The sequence below is a fragment of the Bacillus sp. FJAT-44742 genome, from assembly GCF_002797315.1.
Classification (GTDB): Bacteria; Bacillota; Bacilli; order Bacillales; family Marinococcaceae; genus Thalassorhabdus; species Thalassorhabdus alkalitolerans.
In genome coordinates, this window is the sequence record NZ_KZ454936.1 from 316,852 (window position 1) to 333,692 (window position 16,841).

22 protein-coding genes are annotated in these 16,841 nt (G+C 39.9%); 15 read left to right on the forward strand and 7 right to left on the reverse strand.

The features are described 5' to 3' along the window. Positions 1-53 precede the first annotated feature (53 nt). Positions 54-197, reverse strand: a complete 144-nt coding sequence (locus tag CEF17_RS01520) for an aspartyl-phosphate phosphatase Spo0E family protein (protein WP_100398009.1) — start codon at positions 195-197, stop codon at positions 54-56. A gap of 139 nt (positions 198-336) precedes the next feature. Here CEF17_RS01520 and CEF17_RS01525 point away from each other — a divergent pair, with 139 nt between their 5' ends. After that, positions 337-1,260 (forward strand): alpha/beta hydrolase, encoded by a 924-nt coding sequence (locus tag CEF17_RS01525; protein WP_100398010.1) that lies wholly within the window; start codon positions 337-339, stop codon positions 1,258-1,260. A 63-nt stretch (positions 1,261-1,323) separates the two neighbouring features. After that, positions 1,324-1,653 (forward strand): SCP2 sterol-binding domain-containing protein, encoded by a 330-nt coding sequence (locus CEF17_RS01530; protein WP_100398011.1) that lies wholly within the window; start codon positions 1,324-1,326, stop codon positions 1,651-1,653. A gap of 305 nt (positions 1,654-1,958) precedes the next feature. On the opposite strand, the gene CEF17_RS01535 is transcribed toward CEF17_RS01530, so the two are convergent. After that, positions 1,959-2,126: an FbpB family small basic protein gene (locus tag CEF17_RS01535; protein ID WP_100398012.1), complete on the reverse strand. Its 168-nt coding sequence runs from the start codon at positions 2,124-2,126 to the stop codon at positions 1,959-1,961. 259 nt (positions 2,127-2,385) lie between these two features. Between CEF17_RS01535 and CEF17_RS20245 the strand changes: the two genes are divergently transcribed. The 8 genes from CEF17_RS20245 (at position 2,386) to CEF17_RS01570 (ending at position 8,866) form a co-directional block, all read left to right on the forward strand. Next, complete coding sequence (locus CEF17_RS20245) at positions 2,386-2,532, forward strand: hypothetical protein (RefSeq protein ID WP_198153516.1); 147 nt, start codon at positions 2,386-2,388, stop codon at positions 2,530-2,532. Between the two features lie 132 nt (positions 2,533-2,664). Continuing rightward, on the forward strand, positions 2,665-3,639 hold the full coding sequence (locus tag CEF17_RS01540; protein WP_100398013.1) for an MBL fold metallo-hydrolase: 975 nt from the start codon (positions 2,665-2,667) through the stop codon (positions 3,637-3,639). A 150-nt stretch (positions 3,640-3,789) separates the two neighbouring features. Next, the gene (locus CEF17_RS01545) at positions 3,790-4,254 is read left to right on the forward strand and encodes a hypothetical protein (protein ID WP_100398014.1); all 465 of its coding nucleotides are present in this window, start codon (positions 3,790-3,792) and stop codon (positions 4,252-4,254) included. Between the two features lie 212 nt (positions 4,255-4,466). Continuing rightward, complete coding sequence (locus CEF17_RS01550; protein ID WP_100398015.1) at positions 4,467-5,267, forward strand: VLRF1 family aeRF1-type release factor; 801 nt, start codon at positions 4,467-4,469, stop codon at positions 5,265-5,267. Positions 5,268-5,499: 232 nt separating this feature from the next. After that, positions 5,500-5,880 (forward strand): OsmC family protein, encoded by a 381-nt coding sequence (locus tag CEF17_RS01555; protein WP_100398016.1) that lies wholly within the window; start codon positions 5,500-5,502, stop codon positions 5,878-5,880. Continuing rightward, the gene (locus tag CEF17_RS01560; protein ID WP_100398017.1) at positions 5,877-6,497 is read left to right on the forward strand and encodes a YitT family protein; all 621 of its coding nucleotides are present in this window, start codon (positions 5,877-5,879) and stop codon (positions 6,495-6,497) included. The genes CEF17_RS01555 and CEF17_RS01560 overlap by 4 nt, the downstream gene beginning before the upstream one ends. Before the next feature lie 94 nt (positions 6,498-6,591). After that, positions 6,592-7,899 carry an MATE family efflux transporter gene (locus tag CEF17_RS01565; RefSeq protein ID WP_232725553.1) on the forward strand — a complete coding sequence of 436 codons (1,308 nt, stop codon included), beginning with the start codon at positions 6,592-6,594 and terminating at the stop codon, positions 7,897-7,899. 175 nt (positions 7,900-8,074) lie between these two features. Beyond that, entirely contained in the window at positions 8,075-8,866 is a 792-nt protein-coding gene (locus tag CEF17_RS01570; protein WP_232725386.1) for a YfkD family protein, read from the forward strand. A gap of 54 nt (positions 8,867-8,920) precedes the next feature. Here CEF17_RS01570 and yfkAB read toward each other — a convergent pair whose 3' ends face one another. After that, complete coding sequence (gene yfkAB, locus CEF17_RS01575; RefSeq protein WP_100398019.1) at positions 8,921-10,042, reverse strand: radical SAM/CxCxxxxC motif protein YfkAB; 1,122 nt, start codon at positions 10,040-10,042, stop codon at positions 8,921-8,923. Positions 10,043-10,215: 173 nt separating this feature from the next. On the opposite strand from yfkAB, the gene CEF17_RS01580 reads away from it, so the two are divergent. Both CEF17_RS01580 and CEF17_RS01585 read left to right on the forward strand, forming a co-directional pair. Next, positions 10,216-10,401: an SE1561 family protein gene (locus tag CEF17_RS01580; protein ID WP_100398020.1), complete on the forward strand. Its 186-nt coding sequence runs from the start codon at positions 10,216-10,218 to the stop codon at positions 10,399-10,401. Between the two features lie 7 nt (positions 10,402-10,408). Beyond that, positions 10,409-11,020, forward strand: coding sequence for a histidine phosphatase family protein (locus CEF17_RS01585; protein WP_100398021.1), 612 nt, complete (start codon positions 10,409-10,411; stop codon positions 11,018-11,020). Positions 11,021-11,127: 107 nt separating this feature from the next. On the opposite strand, the gene CEF17_RS01590 is transcribed toward CEF17_RS01585, so the two are convergent. Further along, complete coding sequence (locus tag CEF17_RS01590) at positions 11,128-12,660, reverse strand: AbgT family transporter (RefSeq protein WP_100398022.1); 1,533 nt, start codon at positions 12,658-12,660, stop codon at positions 11,128-11,130. Between the two features lie 288 nt (positions 12,661-12,948). Here CEF17_RS01590 and CEF17_RS01595 point away from each other — a divergent pair, with 288 nt between their 5' ends. Continuing rightward, entirely contained in the window at positions 12,949-14,472 is a 1,524-nt protein-coding gene (locus CEF17_RS01595; RefSeq protein ID WP_100400747.1) for a fumarate hydratase, read from the forward strand. A gap of 64 nt (positions 14,473-14,536) precedes the next feature. On the opposite strand, the gene CEF17_RS01600 is transcribed toward CEF17_RS01595, so the two are convergent. Then, positions 14,537-14,848 carry a hypothetical protein gene (locus CEF17_RS01600; RefSeq protein WP_198508855.1) on the reverse strand — a complete coding sequence of 104 codons (312 nt, stop codon included), beginning with the start codon at positions 14,846-14,848 and terminating at the stop codon, positions 14,537-14,539. Positions 14,849-14,949: 101 nt separating this feature from the next. Here CEF17_RS01600 and pdaA point away from each other — a divergent pair, with 101 nt between their 5' ends. Beyond that, positions 14,950-15,762 (forward strand): delta-lactam-biosynthetic de-N-acetylase, encoded by an 813-nt coding sequence (gene pdaA / locus CEF17_RS01605; RefSeq protein WP_100398023.1) that lies wholly within the window; start codon positions 14,950-14,952, stop codon positions 15,760-15,762. A gap of 94 nt (positions 15,763-15,856) precedes the next feature. Then, a complete protein-coding gene (locus CEF17_RS01610) occupies positions 15,857-16,243 on the forward strand; it encodes a cbb3-type cytochrome c oxidase subunit I (protein ID WP_232725387.1) in 387 nt (128 codons plus the stop codon). Positions 16,244-16,291: 48 nt separating this feature from the next. Here the strand turns inward: CEF17_RS01610 and CEF17_RS01615 are convergent, their stop codons facing one another. Both CEF17_RS01615 and CEF17_RS20800 read right to left on the reverse strand, forming a co-directional pair. After that, entirely contained in the window at positions 16,292-16,654 is a 363-nt protein-coding gene (locus tag CEF17_RS01615; protein WP_054636768.1) for a GAF domain-containing protein, read from the reverse strand. A gap of 43 nt (positions 16,655-16,697) precedes the next feature. Next, on the reverse strand, positions 16,698-16,826 hold the full coding sequence (locus tag CEF17_RS20800) for a hypothetical protein (RefSeq protein WP_269799434.1): 129 nt from the start codon (positions 16,824-16,826) through the stop codon (positions 16,698-16,700). Positions 16,827-16,841 lie beyond the last annotated feature (15 nt).

Here is a 16,841-nt window from a genome sequence, read left to right on the forward strand (position 1 = left end):
TTTTAAGACTATTCCTAAAGCAGATAACGAATGAGCTATGGATTATGACTTGATCAGGTTTGCCAATGCTGGACTTCGGAAATTAAATGATCCAGCTCTTGACTACAGGAGAGAGTTTCTTCAGAACTAAGCCCAAATTTTTCAGCAGTCTCTAACATTTCTGTACGCTTTTCCTCAATATTTTCTAATAAGGACATAGTTTTCCCTTCTTATAATATAGTTATCAAAAAGTATAACAACAATTGGATTTTTCTCTACCCTTTTGACAGAAGAAGTCATAAACTTACATAAAAAGCCTTTAGAATAAGCGTTTTCAAGGACTGGAGGACATAGGACATGGGAAAGTTTCGCAAAGATAAACTAAAAGCTAATATTAAAAAGTACCATGAGATATATAACTTTCCTGGAGAAAAAGAACGGGTAAAAGCAGATTACGAATTCTTGCCTGTAAACAATGATTTTCTTTTTTTTCAATGCTTTACTCCTGAATCTTACCAATATAATATACTGATTTTGCATGGATATTTCGACCATGCAGGAATGCTTTCAGAATTTATTCGTTACCTGACAGAAAGTAAAGGACGCGTATTTATTATTGACCTGCCGGGACACGGGTTGTCAACCGGTGAGCAATATGTGATTGAGGATTTTACATATTACCAAAAGGTCCTGTATGCGATGGATGAGCAAATGAAACAATACGGGGCAGGAAAATATCATGTTATCGGCCACAGTACGGGAGGCGGGATCAGTGTCCAGCATGTACTCACCAAACCAGATCATCAGTTTGAAAGTCTTACTCTTATTGCTCCTCTGGCGCGGTCCAGTAAATGGCATTTATCGAAAGCAGGGCATTCGTTAATATCCCCTTTAGTCAAAGAGGTGCCAAGGAAAATACGGACCGATAAAGAAAATCCAGAGCTATCTGAAAGGATTAAAGAGGACCCTTTGCATGGCCCTGCCATTCCTCTATGCTGGCTCGAAGCAATGTTTGAGTGGGAAAAAGAAATGAGGGCTCTTGAGCCAAGTCAATTTCCTGTTCATATTATCCAGGGTAATATGGACAAAACTGTGGATTGGAAATACAACCTTAGGTTTTTAGAAAAAAAATTTCCTAATGCTTTCTTTTACTTAGTGGACCAAGGAGGACACCACTTGCTAAATGAAAGAGACAGCATTAAGCATATGGTTTTTTCACTCATAACAAAAAAAATAATCAGCAAAGCAGAGGAATTAACAAACAACATGTCAAATAAATAAAGGGAGAGCAGCAGGGTTGTATACCTCTTTACAGGTAAAAAAGATACAAAGGAGAAGACAGTTATGAGAGTGATGGAAACATTGGAAAGCCTGTCCAGAAAAATGAATGAAGACCCGAAAGAAATTGAAGGGGTAGAAAAAACATATCAATTTGATTTAACGGGGGAAGAAGAAGGGGTTTTTCAGATTCAATTTACGGATGGGCAGGTCTATTATCAAAAGGGAAAGCTTGAGACCCCAGATTGCACGCTAAAAATGAAAGACAATAATTTTCTGAAACTGGTTCAGGGAGAGTTAAATCCTACGACAGCATTTATGACAGGGAAGTTGAAGATTGAGGGCGGTATGGGAAATGCACTGAAGCTGCAAAAAATTCTTGGGGCGTACAATTGAATGATTACTCATTCATTAAGTCTGCCTTCTTAAGAGATACACAGCTTTGGCTAGGTTATCTAACAATGAGCGAAATAGTGGCTGGCTGTGTGTAGTTTGCAAATGAAACTGTCAACATGTTTTGCTGTTGTACAAGGGGCATAAAAGGCAATACATTGAACAGAGTATAAAGAAAATCGCCTCCCTCGCCATATGGTGGAGGGGGCGATTTTCTTTAACGGAAGCATCAAAAAGAATATAAGAAAGAGACTCCCATGTTTTTGAAAAATATGGGAGTCCTGGGTAACGTTCTTTTTCCCTTTTTATTAATTCTGTACTTGCTTCTCCCGAGGCTTAACTTTTACTTGTACTTCTCTAGACTGGCGTTCTTCCAAACGCTCTTCAATTTTGTCTAATGCAGACATATCTTCCAACAGTTCACGCTTGTTTTCAGCAACAAGTTCTTCGAATGTGTGTCTAAGAGGTTTTCTCACAGATAATCATTCCTTTATTTAAAATTGTCAATGACAGGAACATGTATATACAGTTATGTACCCTTATTTTACCGCATAAATGCAATAAAGTATAAGAAAAATGTTAATTTTTTTTGAATATTGTCAAATTATTTTATAATGAAAAAAACATTTACAAAGGTACAGTAAATTGATAGAATATTTACAACTTTAAATTGATAAAGTTAAAGAGTTAGTGAATATATTTATATATAAATATTTTTATTAGGAGGAGAGAGGAATGACTGTATCAGAAAAGAAAGCTATGGAAGATATGCAAAGAAAAATTGAAGAATTAACTGTAGAGTTAAGAGAGCTGAAGTATCACAACAGAAATGATTTTGAGAATCTAGATACTGACAGCTTTTTAACTGAAGTATATAACTAATATACATTCGTTTGTTTTCTTTGAAATTCCAGATAAAATAATCGGTAATGAAGAAAGGTTTTATTTTTTTTCTCAAAAGTGAACAAGTGCTCAGACAGCAATGCGACTCTTTATAAAAGAGGGGAGATTGGTATGGTTAAACTTGCTTCTGAAAAAGGGATCTACAGGATCACATTACCAACCCCATTTCTTGTCGGCCCTGTTAACGTGTATATTATTAAAGGCGACACACTGACTTTGGTGGATACGGGCCCGGGCACTGATGAAGCCTGGGCCGTCCTGAAAAAAGAGCTAACCAGCCTTGGTTTAGACCCGGAAGATATCGAACAGGTAATCATAACTCATCACCACCCTGATCATACTGGAATGGTCCACAAATTCTTTCGGAAGGCTAGAATTCTCGGTCATTGGAAAAATGAACCCTGGCTGCAAAAAGATCAGCATTTTTTGGCAGAGGTGAGAAGTTTCTTTCAATCTTTATCTCGGACAGCTGGAGTGCCGGATGTATTGACTGAAAAGATCATTCAAAATCAGGCAGCTTACCAAAAATATATAAGCACGGCATCTCTTACTTACCGTCTAAAAAATGGAGACATTGTTCCTGGATTGCCAGGGTGGAGATCCTATGAAGTTCCAGGACATGCTCAGAGTCATATTATTCTGTATGAAGAACAGACTGGTATAATAATTGGTGGGGATCATTTGTTGGCTCACATCTCTTCAAATGCTATTATAGAGGCGCCCTATAATAAAGAGTCAAGACCAAGAACCTTACTTCAGTACCGGGAGTCTTTATTGCTTTGTACTGAACTAACCGTTTCGATGGTATATCCTGGTCACGGGGACTTTTTTGATAAACCACATTCCTTGATAGAGAAACGACTAAACGAACAAAACAACAGAGCCGAGTATATATACCAAATGATCAAGGAAAACCCCGGAAAAACTGCTTTTGCTGTTTCAAAAGAGCTTTTTCCAAAGGTATACCAAAAGCAGCCTGACCTTACGCTATCTGAGGTTATTGGACATCTGGACCTGCTTCTTATACATGGAAGAATCAAAGAAGATTGTTTTGGAGATCAAGTTACTTACTCTAATTATGAATGAGTATTCACTCATAGTAGAGGAGCCTTGCTGAAGAATATTTTCAGGTTAAAAAAACCTCTTTAGATGGGTATAGAGTACATTACAGTGCAGACGTTATGGTAAGATGATAACAAGCAAACTGTCTATACTCTGAAAGGAAGGCGGATAATTATGGAACCTCAAGAAAAGAAGGGGAAATCGGGTCTTCAAATTGGTATGGCTCTTGGTGGAATCATTGGTATTGGACTCGTAGTGGCAAATAAAAAAACCAGAGAAAATGTGTTTAATGCAACTAAACAAACCGTTAGTACTGTAAACGAGGCTACACGTTTTGTCTCTCAAAATCGAGATGATATTATGCAGCAGTTGAAAAATACATCCCAGAGATTTTCAGAGTTACTGAAAAAGGCCAGTGAAGATTTACAGTATATTTCTGATAAGGCGTTGGATTTAAAAGAAACAACAGTTGAATTTAAAGAAGTAACAAAGGAATCAGCCCAAGAAATCCGCGAGCTCAAAAGTGAAGTGGAAAAAGAATTTGAACAAAACAAAATAGCAGGCACAATTCCTGGAGACGTGGAAGCGGTAGAAAAGCTTCCTGAAGAAGGAGAAGAACCACTGGATCGAACACATTAATTCAGACAATAGTAAAGAGGCTGGTACAAAACCCGGCTATTGAGAAGAGCCCTCACCAATCGGTGAGAGCTCTTTTTTTTACTTCTCAAAAACGATGTTGATTCCTGTTCTGTTACAGTGGAGGATTTTCTATGTTTACTGCTAAAGCGTAAAGGCAATATATCCTATAACGAAACAGTTAGGTTATCGTCACTTAGAAAGGAGAATTACACATGGCACTAGCAGAAGAATTACTAAAATATAAAGAAAAGAAAGATGATCATGGAGTTCTTTCAGTTTACCTGAATACCGATTTTGGTGAAGGGACACAGCACAATGGAGAGTGGAAAATCCGTCTGAAAAACGGGTTGAAGAGGCTTCAGGAATATGTGGAAAAAAGCGGTTCTGACGAAGAACTAAAAGCATTTAAAAATATCAGCAAAAAGGTTCACGAGCACATCCTGTCACAGCAGACAGATATGCAAAAAGGCATTGTTGTTTTCGCTTCTGCTGATGGCGGTTTTTGGGAAGAAACAAAGGTGCAGGTATCCCTTGAGAGTGAGTTTCATTGGGAGAAATCCCCGGTAGTCGAGCCTTTAGAAAAACTGGAGTCTACCTATCCTCCAGCAGGGCTTCTTCTTATCCAGCAAAGAGATGTTATCTTAATCGACTCTGCAATGGGTGAGATAAGAGATGAAGTGAAATACAGCTGGGAATTTGAGACAGAAGACTGGAGAGAATATAAAGGGAATGCATCAAGTGACAGGCTGGCATCTGGCTCAACCCAGGTGGATGAGTTCCAGCACAGATTTGAGGAAAACCGTCTACGGTGGTATAAACAGCTTGGACCAATCATTGATAAGCAAGTGAAAAATAGAAATTTAAAAGGGGTTTATTTAATAGGAAATAAAGAATACGTTAAAGACCTAGAACAACACTTGAATAAAGAAATATTAGATGTAATTCCAAAAAACCTGTACTCTAAGCCAGCACATGAGATTTTAAATGAGGTGTACGGCGAATCAGTTCGATAAATATATGGACAAGCTCCCAATCTGTTGGGAGCTTGTTTCATCGTTTTTTCTGGTTCAAGGAATCTTTCCATTGTTTTCTTTTTAGAGACTCAGACATTTGCATCCTCCCTGTAAAAACCCCCTCTCCCTGCCAGCTACTGCCATAAGTGAAGGAAGAATCCAACCATTCGACTTTCCTTATATCACGCTTTACAATAAGTAAGAAATACAGTCAAAAAAGGAGAGGGCAAGATTGAAATTTATTATGCAGGAGCAGGGTTTTAGCACAGAGACTGAGTTTGGTTCTTTACAAATTTCAGGCAACGAAAAATTTGGTTTCCGTCCGTATCAACTGCTCGTTTCTTCGATTGCAGTCTGCAGCGGAGGCGTACTAAGAAAGGTGCTTGAAAAAAAACGAATAGAAGTAAGAGATATTACAGTTGATGCTGCCGTTACGCGTAATAATGAAGGGGCTCAAGAGATTCAAAAAGTCCACCTGCATTTCGTCATTAATGCTCCTAATGCAAACAATGAGCAAATAAAGAAAAGCTTGGAAGTGACAAGAAAGAATTGTTCTATGGTTCAATCTGTTCAAGAAAGTATACATATTACAGAATCATTTGAACTAGTATGAAAATTCTCCTTGTAACAGCTTTATGGCTGACAGGAGGGGCAGTTCTGCAGGGGACAGCCATGGCTTTATTTTTGTTTCCCTATGATATACCGTCAGGAGGAGCAGCGGGCGTGACAATATTATTTCACCACTGGTTTTCTTTTCCTCATGAATATACGTTATGGGGAATGAATGCGGTTATGCTGGCTGGTGCTTGTCGCTGGATAGGTGTAAAAAGTGCTCTCAAAACTTTATATACGGTATCAGCTGCTTCCTTCTCTATATTTCTTTTATCTTCCTTTATAAGGTTTGACTCTTTCCCGGGAATGATCTCTATTCCGGCTGGAGCTTTCCTTTTTGGTTTAGGTGTAGGCTTATTGTATTGCAAAGGAGCTTCTTCTGGTGGGTTCGCAATACTGGCTCATATCATTTATCGTTTTAGCGGAGTGCTGCCGGGACGTCCATTGTTCTGGATGAATATGTCTATATTTTTACTATTAGCTATTGTGATCGATGTTTGGGTGTTTGTCGTAGCTTTGCTTACCCAGTGGATTAGCTCCTCTTTAATAAATGTGACTGTAAGAACTTATGAGAAGTCAATTAAGGAAAAGTATAATAACGATTACCTTCCAACATAGGATATGAGAGAGCGGGCTCTGGCAAGAAATGAGGGTGAAGAGGTTGAAGGAGAAGCAAAAAATACATGAACTGGATTTTACCGAAGGAAGCATTATGAAGAAAATGATTTTTTTCTCATGGCCTATTTTCTTCGGTAATCTACTACAAAGCTCGTATCAGATCATAGATAGCTTATGGGTAGGAAACTTGCTTGGTGCTGAAGCACTTGGAGCCATCGCCATATCCAGTACCGTAATTTTTACGGTCCTTTCTTTTATTATTGGAATTAATGGCGCTACGTTAACAGTGCTTTCTCAGCGAAAAGGTCAAAAAGACGAAGAAGGACTTAAGGCTTCATTAAACACCTTTGTCTTTGTATTAGGAAGCCTCGCGATAATTATGGGTGTTGTTGGTTTTTTCTTAGCACCCTATATTTTACGTTTTATGGGTACCCCAGACACCATTATGCCGATGGCTCTATCTTATTTGCAAATCAATTTGATTGGCATTGTTTTACTGTTTGGATACAATTTTATCGGGACGGTTTTAAGAGCTCTGGGCGATAGTAAAACTCCCCTTCGTTTTATCATGATGGCTGTTGCTTTAAATGCTGTGTTGGATCCCTTGTTTATTTATGTCCTGGATTTAGGGATCAATGGTGCTGCGTATGCAACGATTGTTTCTCAGGGATCTGCATTCATATTTGGCCTCCTGTATTCCATTCTTAAAAGAGGAGTGCCCTTTTCAATACCCTTCTTGCCCCCTTTGGAAGAGTTTAAACGAGTCTTCAAGCTCGGCCTTCCATCAGGCCTTTCTATGATGGCCATTTCCGCAGGGGTTCTTGCAATTATGACGGTAGTGACAGCATTTGGTGATACCGTTGTAGCGGGATATGGTGCAGCCCAGCGAATAGACAGCCTTATTATGCTCCCAGCTTTAACACTCGGATCGGCCATTAACAGCATGGCAGGACAGAACATTGGAGCAAGGAAGTGGGAGCGTGTAGGAGACATTGCAAAAAGCGGAATGATTCTCATTCTTGTAGTAACCATCACGATAAGCTTGTTTGTCTTTCTTTCGGCAGAATACTTAATGAGAATGTTTGTGGATGATCAGGCAACCATAGAATTTGGAACGGTTTATTTACAGTGGGTTGCTTTTTTCTATCCATTTCTCGGCATAAATTTTGTTCTGAACGGTATTGTGAGAGCGGCTGGAGCAATGTTTCAAGTACTAGTGTTAAATATCCTTTCCTTTTGGATCCTGCGTTTTCCCCTGGCCTGGTTTTTTTCATCCTGGCTTGGAGCAGAAGGGATTGCGTTAGGAATAGGTGTGAGCTTTATTATAAGCAGCCTCTTCGCTGTTGGTTATTACAGATTTGGCAAATGGAGAAAAATAGATCTCTTTGAACAAAGATCATAATTAGTGAAAAAAAGAGCCCTTCCAAAAGTCTTAAGGCGGCAAGTAAGCCTGATATGACATAAGGAGGGGCTCTTTTCTTATGGAAGATTCATTTCTAGAATATTTCTCTAATTGTCGGATATTTTTCCTGCTCCCTGAAAACAATAGAAAAAAACAAAGAAGGAGGATATCTCCGATGAAAATATGGATGCTGCGATTAATCGTCGTTTTGCTAATACTAATACTTCCGGTTTCTGGAGCAGCATTAGCTGAAGAAAGTGAAAAAGCAGACGATAAACCAGATTATGTCTTTGATATTTCAAAAGAGAATACATTTTCAAGCAGTACTAAAGATGAGCCATTTCTGTATCCAAGCTCTCTTTCGAAGGAGTTAATTGAAACATCAAATGTTCCTGTAATGAACCCAGAGTTAATACGAATTTTAAATGAAACAACCATTGATGGTTCAAAGTTTGCTTTTGGCTTCAAAGCCTCCATATTCCTTGGCGAGTGGGCGTTATGCTACGAAGGGGAAAGCTCTGAAGCAAATTGGGAGTATGAAAAGGTAAACACAAATTCCTTTGATAATCGGGGCGGGAACGAAACCTTTGCTTTAAAGTATAAACAAAATCAGTCAAACCGAGTAAAAGGGGAAATAACAGCGGACATTCCTGATGGAGATGAAGTAAAAAAAATGATGGTCCTGCATGCGGCTAAAGAAACAAAGCTTCCCGTCGCAATGGAGACAACAATTTGGAATGGAACAGAGCTTGATCATGCTTACCGTGTAAACGGGGGGCAGTCAGGGTCTTTGCATGGGTATGTTCCAGCTGTCAAAGAAAAAGGAAGCGTCACCTATGGGGAAGTGTATTTAGTCCTGAAAGGCGGAAAGCAAATGATTGAAGTTAAAAATGTGACGCAACAGGATGTGCAGGCCTGGCTCCCTGTCCAAAACCATCTTTCATTAAAGTTTATCCCAGGAAATTAAAAAAGGTGCCCCCATCAGCGTAAGAGAGCAGCACGGTGTTGGAGGCACCTTTTTTTACAAGGTAATATTAGAGGATAGCTTTGTGAAATCTTTGTTTTTGTAATAGGCGTTTTTCACAAGAACATTTGGGCCAAGGCATTTCACTGCAGGACAATGACAATTTAAAGAGCGAGCAAGGTTACTATCTAACCAGGAATTATAAGCATCAGGTAAGGTGGTATGCTTTATATTGCCTAAAGAAGGTTCATCACCAAAGTCAGTAACAATAATCTCCCCGTCAAATATGTTAACGTTTAAGCGTGACCGTCCGTCAGGGTCGTTTCTTACCGTGACACCTTCTTCATTGTATAAACGTGTAAGTAATGCTAAATCTTCATCACTAGAGCTGCAGGCGTAAAATGGAAGCGTCCCAAAAAGCATCCATGTATCCTTATTTCGGTGGTCAAGCAAACGATGAATTCCTTCTCGAATCTCTTGCAAGGAAGCAGGCTTGAGGGAGCTCGCAAAATCACTTGGGTACATTGGGTGAACTTCATGACGTCCGCATCCCATCGAAATAATTTGATCATGAATGTCCTCGAGATGTGGAAGAGTTCGTTTATTGAGCATGGTTTCAGCAGATACCATCACACCTTGAGATGAGAGAATTTTAGCATTTTCAACCATTCGGTCAAAATAAGCTTCAGCTTGCTTTTGAGATGGTTTTTTGTTCATCATGGAAAATCCGATGTCAACAAAGTCCTCTTTACTTCCATAATTATGTGAAATATGAAGGACATCTAAATAAGGAACAATTAGTTCATAACGATTAATATCAAGCGTGAGATTTGAATTTATCTGTGTCTTGGCCCCTCGCTCATGGGCATATTTCAGCAAAGGCACTACATAGTTTTTTACAGATTTCATAGAGAGCATAGGCTCTCCACCTGTAATGCTGAAAGCTCTCAAATTTGGAATTTCGTCCAGGCGTTTGATCAGTAAATCCAGCGGCAGGGGCTCAGGGTCTTTGGGCTGGAGCATGTAGCCTACGGCACAATGTTCACATCGCATGTTACATAAAGTGGTTGTCGTAAATTCTATATTAGATAGCTGAAGAGAACCAAACTCTTCTATATCCTTATAGGCTTCCCATGCATCCGTTGCTGGGGCCTGTGGTTCATAAGTATTTATTCGCATCAAAGATGCTCCTTTTCTTCATAGTTCCGTTCTTTCCAAATGTTAATTGCCTGAATAAAGACAATCCTTATCTTACCTTAAAACAAGAAAAAGAGAAAGACGTAATAAGGCTCCTCTCTTGTTCTTTCGTGCGGCCTTTGATATGGTAACTTCAAAAAGAAGGATTGTTGTGTATGGGAAGTCCTGTTTACGACAAAGTAAGACAATTGGAATATTTGCAGAAAAGAGTTGAGCTAATGAGTCATATGCTTGAGGCGCTGGATCCATCTGAAGCTGATATAAATGACTTAAACAGGTTTCAAGAAATGCTTGATCAGGTTAAAATTAAGACCAACCAATTTCAAAAGAACTGGGAGTAGAGAGACAATGGATTTATTTCTAATACGACACGGAGAATCAGAAGGGAACAGAGCGGGGAAATTACAAGGATGCCAGGACTTCCCCCTTTCGGTTGAAGGGAAAAAGCAGGCTTTGCTGCTTGGACAGTTTCTTAAGTCAACAAAACTTGATGCTTTATATAGCAGTGACCTGTCAAGGGCTTATGAAACAGCAAAAGCAATTGAAAAGTATCAGGATGTACCGATTATAGCTTCAGAAGCCTACCGGGAAATTCACCTGGGACCTTTTGAAGGAAAAACAAGAGAAGAAATTTATAAGGAATTTCCTGACATGAGAAACAAAAACCTTCTGACATCAGGAATAGAAGGAACAGAACAGGTAGGGGTAATAACTGAAAGATGTCAGCAGCTTTTAAACGGGCTGAGTGAGAAGCACCAGGAGAAAACAATTGCACTTGTTTCTCACGGAGGGTTTCTTTCCATCTTTTTAATGTTTCTGATGCTTGGTGATGACTGGTACCAATTCCACAGACCTTTTCGTCTTGGAAACACTGGTGTAACAAAGATCACAGTAAAACATGAAGGGAATCCAGTGATTCATTATATTAATCGGGATACGCATCTGGCTTCTAAATACTGATTCCAGAGGGACTATATTCCACAAAAGACAAACACCCCACATGTTAGAATTTTGCTCTAACATGTAGGGTGTTTTTTTAGGACTGATTGGTTTCAGTCTTTTAGTTATTAGTCCGCTGGTGCATACTCGATAGGAGATCCTGGTCCAAGGTCAATTCCAAAGAGCATCCATACGATCAGCATAATGGTCCAAACAATCGTAAATATGATGGAATATGGAAGCATAACTGAAACAAGGGTTCCAATTCCCATTTTCTTATCATATTTTTGAGCAAACGCAATAATAATCGCAAAGTACGTCATCAATGGCGTAATGATGTTAGTTGTTGAGTCAGCAATACGATAGGCCATTTGTGTAAGCTCTGGAGAGTAGCCTAGCTGCATCATGATTGGGACAAAGACGGGAGCCATAATTGCCCATTTTGCAGAGGCGCTTCCTATAAATAAGTTGATAAAGCCCGCTACAATAATGAAGGCTATTACTAGTGGTATTCCCGTAAAGTTTACACTTTGAAGGAACTCAGCACCATACACTCCTAGGACTAGTCCCATGTTTGTTTCATTAAAGTAAGCAACAAATTGACCGGCTGTAAAGGCAAGAACAATGAACATTCCCATTGCAGCCATTGTGTCAGACATTTGATTTGCTACGTCTTTATCATTTTTAATGGTTCTTGTTACCATGCCATACACAAGACCTGGAACAAGGAACAGAATAAGAATAACAGGTACTAACGACTGCATAAATGGCGACTGGATAATAGGCTGAGGGTCTTCTCCGCGCATAGGTCCCCACTCAGGTACAATTAGAAGTGCCATTAGGATACTAGTGATGACAAAGGAAATGACAGCCCATATTAGTCCTTTTTTTTCTGAAGTTTCAAGGCCATTAAGTGATTCTCTGTATTCCCCTTTGTATTCTCCTAAACGTGGTTCTACGACTTTTTCAGTAACTATACTTCCTACAATAGAAAGAACAAATACTGAGGCAAAAATAAAGTAGTAGTTCATTGCGATATTCATAGTCTCTGCGTAAGCAGGGTCTATGGTTGCAGCAGCCTGAATAGTTAATTCACCGAGCATTGGATCTGTTGCAGACAAGAATAAATTCGCACTGAACCCTGCAGAAACCCCCGCAAATGCAGCAGCCAGCCCAGCTAATGGGTGACGTCCTAATGCTGCAAATATTACTGCTCCTAACGGAGGAAGAACTACATATCCAGCATCTGATGCTACGCTGGACATAATACCGGCAAACACAAGGCCGAAAGTGATCAGACTTTTTGGAACTGAAAGTACGAAGCCCCTAAGAGCCGCACTGATTAGTCCGGACCTTTCAGCAACCCCAATCCCGATCATCGTGGCAAGTACTACGCCGAGAGGAGCAAACCCAATAAAGTTATCAACCATGCTGGTAAATAAATACTCGATACCGTCAGCTGATAACAGGTTAGTGACTTCTACTGTCTCACCCGGCTCAGCAGGATCATCTACAGTAATACCTACAGCAGAAAGAATGGCTGATACGAAGATAACGACAACAGCTAAAATAGCGAAGAGTGTTATAGGATGAGGGAGCTTGTTCCCAACAACCTCAACCCGGTCGAGAGCTGCTTGTGTAAATTTTCTGTTTTTAGCCATAAGTAGACTCCTTTCTAAATAATGTAAAAATTTATACCACAGGCTTTTACGGCAGACATCAATTCGAACAAAGTAACATTATAAGTATAGGATAAGATTTTTAAAAGAGTTTTAGGCAAAGTCTTAATCTTGGTAAAATATCAATAAATCAAACAAATGATTATACCCCTTGGATCTGTTAGTTAAACACCTTTTTATGTGCTTCTTTCTAAATGTTGTGAAAACGCTTATAATGAAAGGGAAAAGATAATAAAGGAGAGGGAGATTGTGAACAATTTCAAAGAAAGTATGTACCAGTTAATTGTAGAAACTTCTACGAACCTGCCGTATGATGTGCGGAAAGCGATAAAGCAGGCAAAGGCACAGGAAAATGCAGGAACCAGAGCAGCTTTGTCATTGTCAACGATTACGGAAAACATATCAATGGCTGATGAAGAAGTTTCTCCAATCTGTCAGGATACCGGCATGCCGACATTTAAGATTAAAGTTCCTATAGGAGCAAACCAAATTGAAATAAAAAGGGAAATTGAAGAGGCTCTTGTACAGGCCACGGAAGATGGTAAGCTTCGTCCTAACTCCGTTGATTCATTGACTGGAAAAAACAGTGGAGATAATCTTGGCCCTGGTACTCCTGCCATGTACTTTGAACAGTGGGAAAAAGATTACATAGATGTAAGGTTAGTCTTAAAAGGCGGCGGCTGTGAAAACAAAAATATTCAATACAGTCTGCCCGCTGAGCTTGAAGGACTGGGAAGAGCGGGACGTGATTTGGACGGCATAAGAAAGTGTATTATGCATTCAGTCTACCAAGCGCAAGGACAAGGCTGCAGTGCAGGTTTTATTGGTGTCGGCATCGGCGGTGACCGTACGTCCAGTTATTCATTGGCAAAAGATCAGCTGTTTCGTTCAGTAGACGATGTAAATCCAAATCAGGAATTAAAGAAGCTTGAAGAGTATGTCCTTGAAAATGCGAACAAGCTTGGGATTGGAACAATGGGATTTGGAGGGGAAGCCACTCTTCTTGGCTGTAAAGTGGGTACTATGAACCGTTTACCTGCAAGCTTTTTCGTTTCTGTAGCCTATAACTGCTGGGCTTTCCGCCGTCTTGGAGTAGCCATTGATCCTCAAAATGGTGAAATTACTGACTGGTACTACCAGGAGGGTGAAAAAATTGATTTCGCCGAAGAGGCGAAAAAAGAAGCACAGGAAGCTACTGGAGAAGAGGAAGTAAAGCAAGTAGTATTGCAAGCTCCTGTAACTGAAGAACAAATTCGCGAGCTTAAGGTAGGAGACGTTGTCGTTATTAACGGAGATCTTCATACCGGAAGAGATGCTATTCACCACCATTTGATGAGCCATGATGCTCCAATAGACCTTAATGGCCAAATCATCTATCATTGCGGCCCGGTTATGCTAAACGATAAAGAAAAGGGCTGGCAGGTCAAAGCAGCGGGCCCGACCACGAGTATCCGGGAAGAACCATACCAAGGTGACATTATGAAGAAATTCGGTATTCGTGCAGTAATTGGTAAAGGTGGCATGGGACCAAAAACGTTGAAAGCTCTTGAAGAACATGGAGGTGTGTACCTCAACGCCATCGGAGGTGCTGCTCAGTACTATGCTGACTGTATTAAAGATGTAAAAGGAGTAGATTTAATGGAATTCGGCATACCTGAAGCAATGTGGCATTTGGAAGTGGAAGGCTTTGCTGCAATTGTTACGATGGACTCTCATGGAAACAGTCTTCATGCCGATGTGGACAAGTCTTCTCTTGAAAAACTTGGCCAATTTAAAGAACCTGTGTTCAGCTAAAATAGATTTAATAAATGTAAAATGAGGGTATCCCAATTGCAGACTTGGGATACCCTCATTTCTGTTATACTTTTTCTTCCCACGTTTCCTGTTCAAAGCTTTTCATATTATTTTCCGTTTCTTGTGGGAAGGCAGTACGGAAGTGGTGAGAATCTGCCTCTATGACTTCAACCATTTTTGCAATCATATCTTCCGGATCGTACTGCTCTTCAAGTACTTTTTCCGTTTCTGCGATAGAATCTCTGCTGGTGAAACCTTCATTTTGATCATACCATTTCCATTTTTCTTCAAACATGCGGTCATTAAAGCCTGTTTCAAAAGGTCCTGGGTTTATTGTTGCCACCTGTACGTTAAACTCCTCAAGCTCTGCTTTCATGGTTTTGACAAAACTGAATTCCTAATCATTTCCTTTTTGTGGAGGCGGGATAATTTATACGTACTGAGCCACACTAAGGTAAAAAAAGGGGCCATGGGCTTATGAGGCATTGGGCAGTATGGGTTATGGCAGTAGTGCTGCTAGGAACAGGATTGTTTTTTATTCAACACTCAGTGACAGATGCAAAACAAATCAGCAGTGAAGTATTAAACTGGAATTTCAAACCGGCAAAGGATCAGCAGCCAGCTGATGCTGATCCTCATTATAAAGAATTATTAAAGGAATACGATGGGGTATTTATGGGGTGTCCCCAGGATAAAAGCTTGTACCTTACTTTTGATAACGGGTATGAAAATGGGTATACAAAGCAGGTGTTAGACGTACTCAAAGAGAAAGAAGTGCCTGCAGCCTTTTTTATTACGGGACATTACTTAACGACAGAAACAGACTTAATTAATAGAATGATTAAAGAAGGGCATATTGTTGGCAATCATTCATACCATCATCCCAGTTTGCCGGAAGTAAGTGAAGAAAGAGTAAAGAGAGAGCTGACGAAACTAAAAGAAGAATACAAAGAAATAACTGGTGAGGAATACATGCCTTACTTGCGTCCCCCGCAAGGTAAGTTCAGTGAAGAGAGCCTTTCGTTAAGCAGGGACTTAGGATATATAAACGTGTTCTGGTCACTTGCTTATAAAGATTGGGAAACAGATAACCAAAAAGGGGCAGATTATGCCTATGAACAAATTATGAATCGTATCCACCCAGGGGCTATTATGCTGCTTCATTCCGTTTCCAAAGACAATGCGGAAGCCTTAGGACGTGTCATTGATGAATGCAGAAAGCAGGGCTATGAATTTAAGAGTCTGGACGATTTAATGATGAAAAAAACAATGAGGAAGTTTCACCCCTAATCCATGATAAAGCTGTTTCTGCCTCCCTTTGGGCTGCTGAGACAGCTTTTTTACTATTTCTACATATAGGAAAGAGAATGAGCATAAATATGCAATGAAGAGAAGGGAGTGGGTTGTTATAGGGGTTAAGCTGATTAAAATATCTGTTATTTATTTCTTTGCCGCGGTATTGTTTGGTCTATTTATGTCAATGACTTATGAATTTCAGTACACCGGAGTTCATGCCCATTTAGCGCTGCTGGGATGGACTTCAATGACGCTTGCCGGTCTTATTTACCACCTTTTTCCGCGGGCAGAAAAGAGTAATCTGGGAAAATGGCATTTCTGGCTGCATAATATTTCCCTCCCTATTATGCTTGGTTCTTTATTTATGGTCATCCGCGGATATGAAGCATTTGGCCCGATTATAGGTATTGGGGGAATTACATTAGCCATAGGGGTCGTGTTGTTTGTCATTAATGTGTTTCGAAATGTAAAGTGAAAAAAGGAGCTCACTCTGGTTATTGGATAACCAGAATGAGCTCCTCTGTTAATTCATAGTGATTTGCTGGCTTAAAGCGTCCGCCACCGTCTCCAGGGTAGAAACGTCAGTCACATCAAAGGCGATTGGTTCTTTGCTTTTTACTACAAGTATACCTACTTCTTTTCCGTTCAGATCTTTAAGCGAAAAGCTGAGCTGTCCGTTATGCTCCCAGCTGTTATTATTTTCCTCTGAAGCACTGGCCATCAGCCGCCATTGTTCGTTCTCTCCTACATAAACCCCGCACCAGTCAATGTAAGGCACATGTTCTACGAGACGTTCAACGGTTTCTTTAAAGATTTCGGCCGGTTTGTCTTTTTTGTACACAGCCGCCATAATATGTATGGAAGCAACATCCGTGGCAATTGACAAATCAATGATCCCCCTTTTAAATTGGCAGCTCTGTTAATTTTTTTTATTTATCTTCACATGCAGCCGGCATTCGTTTCACCTTCAAAGGGCCAGCTGTGCTGTAAGAGTATTGCCAGAGCTGAATAAATAAAACAAAAAAAGCCATAGCTGCTTTTTGTTTAGTCACATCCATTTTAGCAAAGGACAA